The 695-nt window shown below is 60.9% G+C and carries 1 protein-coding gene; it reads left to right on the forward strand.

Annotated features, from left to right (window positions below; genetic code table 11):
- Window positions 1-204 precede the first annotated feature (204 nt).
- The coding region (locus F8N80_RS30910) for a TIM barrel protein (RefSeq protein ID WP_150785337.1) at window positions 205-695 on the forward strand (491 nt) is incomplete at its 3' end.

A 695-nucleotide genomic window follows, 5' to 3' on the forward strand; every position in this document is an offset into this window, starting at 1 on the left:
GAATTCGAAGACCTGGCGCTGGTCGGCAACGATGCGCCAACGGCGATTTCGTTGCTCGATTAACGGCTGACCGCTCCCCCCTGTAGGAGCGAGGCTTGCCCGCGAAGGCGTCGTACCATTCAACATTGATGTCGACTGACACGACGCCTTCGCGGGCAAGCCTCGCTCCTACAGGGGGGGCCCACACATACAAGGGAAACCACCATGCCGCGTTTCGCAGCCAACCTGTCCATGTTGTTCACCGAACAGGATTTTCTTGTCCGTTTCGAAGCCGCCGCCAAGGCCGGCTTCAGTGGCGTCGAATACCTGTTCCCTTACGACTTCAACTCCGCCGAGATCAAGGCCAAGCTCGACGCCAACGGCCTGACCCAAGTGCTGTTCAACTTGCCGGCCGGTGACTGGGCCAAGGGCGAGCGCGGTATCGCCTGCCTGCCGGACCGGGTCGAAGAGTTCCGCGCCGGTGTCAAGCTGGCGATCGCTTACGCCAAAGTGCTGGGCAATACCCAGGTCAACTGCCTGGCGGGTATCCGTCCACAAGGCGTCGACGATGCCACCGTGGAAAAAACCTTCGTCGCCAACCTCAAGTACGCGGCCGACAAGCTGCAAGCGGCGGGCATCAAACTGGTGATGGAAGCGATCAACACCCGCGACATCCCCGGTTTCTACCTGAACAACACGGCGCAAGCCCTGTCGAT

This window comes from Pseudomonas fluorescens (assembly GCF_902497995.1).
GTDB lineage: Bacteria > Pseudomonadota > Gammaproteobacteria > Pseudomonadales > Pseudomonadaceae > Aquipseudomonas > Aquipseudomonas fluorescens_BK.